This is a genomic window from Longibacter sp., from assembly GCF_051155795.1.
GTDB lineage: Bacteria > Bacteroidota > Rhodothermia > Rhodothermales > Salinibacteraceae > Longibacter.
Genome location: NZ_DAXETW010000135.1, coordinates 1 through 4,439 on the forward strand (window position 1 = coordinate 1; position 4,439 = coordinate 4,439).

The window sequence follows — 4,439 nt, forward strand, 5'->3', positions numbered from 1 at the left end:
CTCGCGGCTCTGGCGCTGCGGGCATCCCCGACACGCGTCCTGCAGGTCGGCATCGACGCCGATGTGCGCGCGGATGTGCTCCGATCGATGCAGTCCGCATTTCTCGCGATCCTGTTGCCCGTCATCCTGATCGCCCTGCTGGGCGGTACGTTCCTCGCCTACCGGGCCCTCCGTCCCGTCCGCCGCCTCGTCCAGACCTTCCATACCGTGATCGAGACGGGGGATGTCCAGACGCGGGCCCCGGCCGATGAAGCGGCCGGCGAATTTGCCACGCTCGTCCACCTGTTCAACCGGATGCTGGACCGCATCGAGCAACTCGTCGGCGGCATGCGGGAGACGGTTGACAACGTCGCGCATGCCCTCCGCACGCCGATGACGCGGCTGCGCGCCCGTGCCGAACTCGCCCTGCAGAAGGACGATGACGCGGAGGCCCTTCGTGATGCCCTCGCCGAGCTCGTCGATACGTCGGATGTCGTACTCGACATGCTCGACGGGATCATGGATGTCGCAGAAGCGGAGGCGGACACGCTTTCGCTCTCCAAATCAACCGTGCGGGTGCAGGACCTCTTGCGGGACGTTGCGGATGCCTACGGAATGGTCGCGGAGGAGAAGGACGTCTCGCTGACCGTCGACGTCCCGGCCGACCTGTCCGTGGTGGTCGACCCGGGACGGATGCGGCAGGTCTTCGCCAACCTCTTCGATAACGCCGTCAAGTACACACCGGCAGGCGGTTCCGTATCAGTGACGGCAGAGCAAACGTCGTTTCCCGATCAAGCCGACGCGGCGGCGTGCATTACCATCCGCGACACGGGGACCGGCATCCCGGAGAAGGACCTGCCGCGGATCTGGGACCGGCTGTATCGCGGCGACCGAAGCCGCTCGGAGAAAGGCCTCGGACTGGGACTCAGCCTCGTCCGTGCCATCGCTCACGCACACAACGGCCGCGTCACCGTCGACAGCACCCCGGGCAAAGGCTCGACGTTTCGCGTTTACCTACCGGCAGAGGAATGAGGAGAAGGGAGAATGGCGAATGGGGAATGGGGAATTTCGAATTGCGAATTTCGAAGGGCGAATTGGGGAAGGGCTTTCGTGCAGACTCCTCTTCTGACGTTCAAACCTTCACACATTCACACTTTCACACATCCCCTCGCCTTACAGATTTGTAAGCAAGCGGTAAGCGACTGGTAAGGATCGGCTCGTACAGGGACATGCATCGACGGCATGCCCTGTCTGTCCCCCCTCCCCGGCCATGTTCATCGCCACGGTTATGTATCGCTCCCTCCATCGCAGCTGCACGGCGCTTTTGCTTTTCGCAGCCCTCACGCTGACGCTTCCGACGCTGACCGCTGCGCAGCCCACCGCCTCGAACGGCGACCTCACGACCGTTGCCCAGATTCTCGACGACCCGGAAGACGACCAGGATGTGCGCATTCGCGGTCAGATCCTCGAGCAGGTAAGCACCGAGAAATACGCCTTTTCGGACGAGACCGGGCAGATTCGCATTGAAATCGACGAAGGTGTGCTTCTCGGACGCGATATTCGACCTGGCCTGCGCGTGGAAATCTGCGGCGAAATCGAGACCGCATTCCTCCGTCAGCCGGAAATTGACGTCGAACACCTCGTACTGCTAACCGACGGCGCCGAGTAACGCCGGTGCTTCGCCCCGCTGTTTTTCTCCTGAACGTAGATCGCTTCTAATGCCGACTGAACAGGTAGGCGCCATCCCCTTTCGCCGTGTGGCGGATCGCGTCGAGTTTCTCATCATCACGACCAAGACCAGTGGACGCTGGATTTGCCCCAAGGGCAACATCGAGGTCGAGTACGGCCAGGCCGGGTCTGCCGAACTGGAAGCTCTGGAAGAGGCCGGCGTGGAGGGAGAACTGGTACGCCCCGACCTCGGCACCTACGAGCACGGCGAAACGGACACCACCATTCGCATGTGGCTGCTCCACGTCGATCAGATCCACGAGGCGTGGCAGGAAGATCACGAACGAGAACGACGGTGGCTTGACGCCTCCGAGGCACGGACGACCGTCGATGAACCCGGCCTCGCTCGCTTGATGCAGGACGCCCTCGACCAACTCAACGGCGCATAACCGCGGACCGCCTCCCTATCCCGACTTCATCCTCTGCCGGCTTTCCCCGCCCTCATGTCCACCTCCCCAACGAGCAAGCAAACGCTCACGCCCGATAGTCAGGCGATTCGCTTCCTCCTCCTGGTGCTCGTCCTGGTGATGTTCTTCACCAGCCTCGAGCTGATGGGCGAATCGTTCAAACTCATGGGCGGCGGCCTCGCTGAGACGCTGCTGAAGATGACGTCGAACCCGTTCGTCGGGCTCTTCATCGGTATCCTGGCGACGTCCCTCGTTCAGTCCTCCTCCACCACGACGACGCTCACCGTATCGCTCGTCGCGGCGGGCGTGCTGGACATTGCCGGCGCCATCCCGATCGTCATGGGCGCCAACATCGGGACGAGCGTGACGAATACGATCGTCTCGCTGGGATCGGTAACACGGAAGGAAGAGTTCCGCCGCGCCATGGCCGGAGCCACTGTGCAGGATTTCTTTAACTTCCTGGCTGTGGCCGTTCTCTTCCCTCTGGAGTTGATGTTTCAGGTCGTCTCCCGGCCCGCCGCCTACTTCACGGAGTCGCTGGCCAATATTGGGGGCACGCAGCTGCTGAGCCCGGTCAAGCAAGTCACGGAGCCGATCGCCGGGCTCGTCATCGCCGCATCCGGCCAAAGCGGTGTAATCGTAATGTTCGCCGGTCTCGGCCTGCTCTTTCTATCCCTCAAATTCCTGGTCTCGCTCCTGAAACGCCTCGTCCTCGGACAATCGGAGCGCGTCCTGAACGAGTACATCTTCGGGCATCCCGTCGTGTCGATGCTTCTGGGCGTGGCGCTCACCTTCCTGGTGCAGAGCTCGTCGATCACCACCTCGCTGACGGTGCCCCTCGTCGGCGCCGGCATTCTCACGGTGACGCAGATCTACCCGTTCGTCCTGGGCGCCAACATCGGAACGACGATGACGGCCATCCTGGCAGCCCTCGTATTGTCCTCTTCCGGTGCGCCGGGGACCGCGGAAGCCTTACAGGGCATCGCCGCCGTGAAGGTGGCCCTCGCGCACCTTTTCTTCAACCTGTACGGCATCGCGATCTTCCTCCCGATCGAGCGCCTCCGCCGGATCCCGATCCGCCTCGCAGAAAAACTCGGCGACTGGGCGATCACCAACCGGGCTTACGCGGTTGGATATATCGGGGTCGTCTTTTTCGTGATCCCGCTCGTCACCATTCTATCGACGCGCAACATCGAGATGTCCTACGACCCGCCCAAGCCTGAACTGCTCGAGCAGCGCGCACCGGCATCCGCACCGACGTCTGCGGTCGAAGCTGAACGGGTGACGCCGGCAAAAGGGTAGGAAGCGATGATCGATTGTGGGTTGTGGATTGGATTATGATTGAACGCTCCACCTGAATCCGACGTTCGGAGGACCATCCAATCAACAACGCACGACCGACAACCCGCACCCAGTCCACGATCACGCTGCCTCATTCGAACGCCTCCGTCTGTTCGAGTATCTCCAGCAGTCGCCCAACGACCTGCGAGTCCTCCTGCTGGCGATAGGCAACGCCGAGATTCAAGGGAACCTCCGGCTCGGTGATCACGGCGTATCGAACGCCCGGGCGCCGGATCTGGATGTTGGAGTGATGGGCGATCGAGACGCCGAGCCCGGCTTCCACCAGGCCGAGGAAGCTCTCCCCGCCTCGGATCTCCTGCACGATGCGCGGCGCGAACCCGACGTCGTGGCACGCTCGAACGTAGGCGTCAAAGATGCGGGGTGCGACGTCCCGGGCCCACATGACGTGCGGCTCGGCCTCCATCTCTCGCAGGGCCACGGTCTCCTGTCCCGCCAGACGATGGTTCTCCGGGAAAACGGCAATCATCGGCGCCGTGTGCAGTGAGCGAACCCGGAGCTGCCGTTCGTCGATCGGGAGAAACAGGAAGCCCACATCCGACTGCTCGTCCCGAAGGGAGCGCGTCTGCGCGTGCGTGTCGAGTTCCATCAAGTCCAGCTGCACATTCGGCACCGCATCGCGAAGCGTCTGGATCACCTCTGGCAATCCACTTCTCATGGCTGTCGCCTCGTACGTGATACGGAGGAGTCCCGCGCGCCCGTCGCGGGCCGCCCTCGCCATCGACTCTGCCTTTCTCGCCTTGCGCAAGACCTCGTCCGCGTACGGGCGGAACGTCCTCCCCGCCTCCGTCAACTCGACGTGCTGGCGGGACCGCTCGACCAGCTGCACCCCCAGCTCGTCCTCGAGCGCCCGGATCTGCTGGCTCAGGGTGGACTGCGCGACGAACACGGACTCGGCCGCTCGCCTGAAATGCAGTTCCCGCGCGAGCGCTGCAAAGTAGCGTAGATGACGAAGCTCCATGTCGG

5 protein-coding genes are annotated in these 4,439 nt (G+C 63.1%); 4 read left to right on the forward strand and 1 reads right to left on the reverse strand.

The window, feature by feature from the left end; genetic code table 11:
- The 4 genes from ACFCU0_RS13360 to ACFCU0_RS13375 all read left to right on the forward strand — a co-directional run.
- The coding region (locus ACFCU0_RS13360; RefSeq protein WP_434974178.1) for a sensor histidine kinase at positions 1-1,011 on the forward strand (1,011 nt) is incomplete at its 5' end.
- Positions 1,012-1,249: 238 nt separating this feature from the next.
- The gene (locus tag ACFCU0_RS13365; RefSeq protein WP_434974179.1) at positions 1,250-1,648 is read left to right on the forward strand and encodes a YgiW/YdeI family stress tolerance OB fold protein; all 399 of its coding nucleotides are present in this window, start codon (positions 1,250-1,252) and stop codon (positions 1,646-1,648) included.
- Between the two features lie 49 nt (positions 1,649-1,697).
- Positions 1,698-2,096, forward strand: coding sequence for an NUDIX hydrolase (locus ACFCU0_RS13370; protein ID WP_434974180.1), 399 nt, complete (start codon positions 1,698-1,700; stop codon positions 2,094-2,096).
- A gap of 54 nt (positions 2,097-2,150) precedes the next feature.
- On the forward strand, positions 2,151-3,416 hold the full coding sequence (locus ACFCU0_RS13375) for a Na/Pi symporter (protein ID WP_434974181.1): 1,266 nt from the start codon (positions 2,151-2,153) through the stop codon (positions 3,414-3,416).
- Positions 3,417-3,546: 130 nt separating this feature from the next.
- Here ACFCU0_RS13375 and ACFCU0_RS13380 read toward each other — a convergent pair.
- Positions 3,547-4,439 (reverse strand): LysR family transcriptional regulator (locus ACFCU0_RS13380; RefSeq protein WP_434974182.1); only part of this gene is annotated, 893 nt, incomplete at its 5' end.

Excerpts from the sequence above, each read along its gene's own strand:
- ACFCU0_RS13365 (WP_434974179.1), top strand. The coding sequence starts at position 1,250 with ATGTTCATCGCCACGGTTATGTATCGCTCCCTCCATCGCAGCTGCACG.
- ACFCU0_RS13370 (WP_434974180.1), top strand. The coding sequence starts at position 1,698 with ATGCCGACTGAACAGGTAGGCGCCATCCCCTTTCGCCGTGTGGCGGAT.
- ACFCU0_RS13375 (WP_434974181.1), top strand. The coding sequence starts at position 2,151 with ATGTCCACCTCCCCAACGAGCAAGCAAACGCTCACGCCCGATAGTCAG.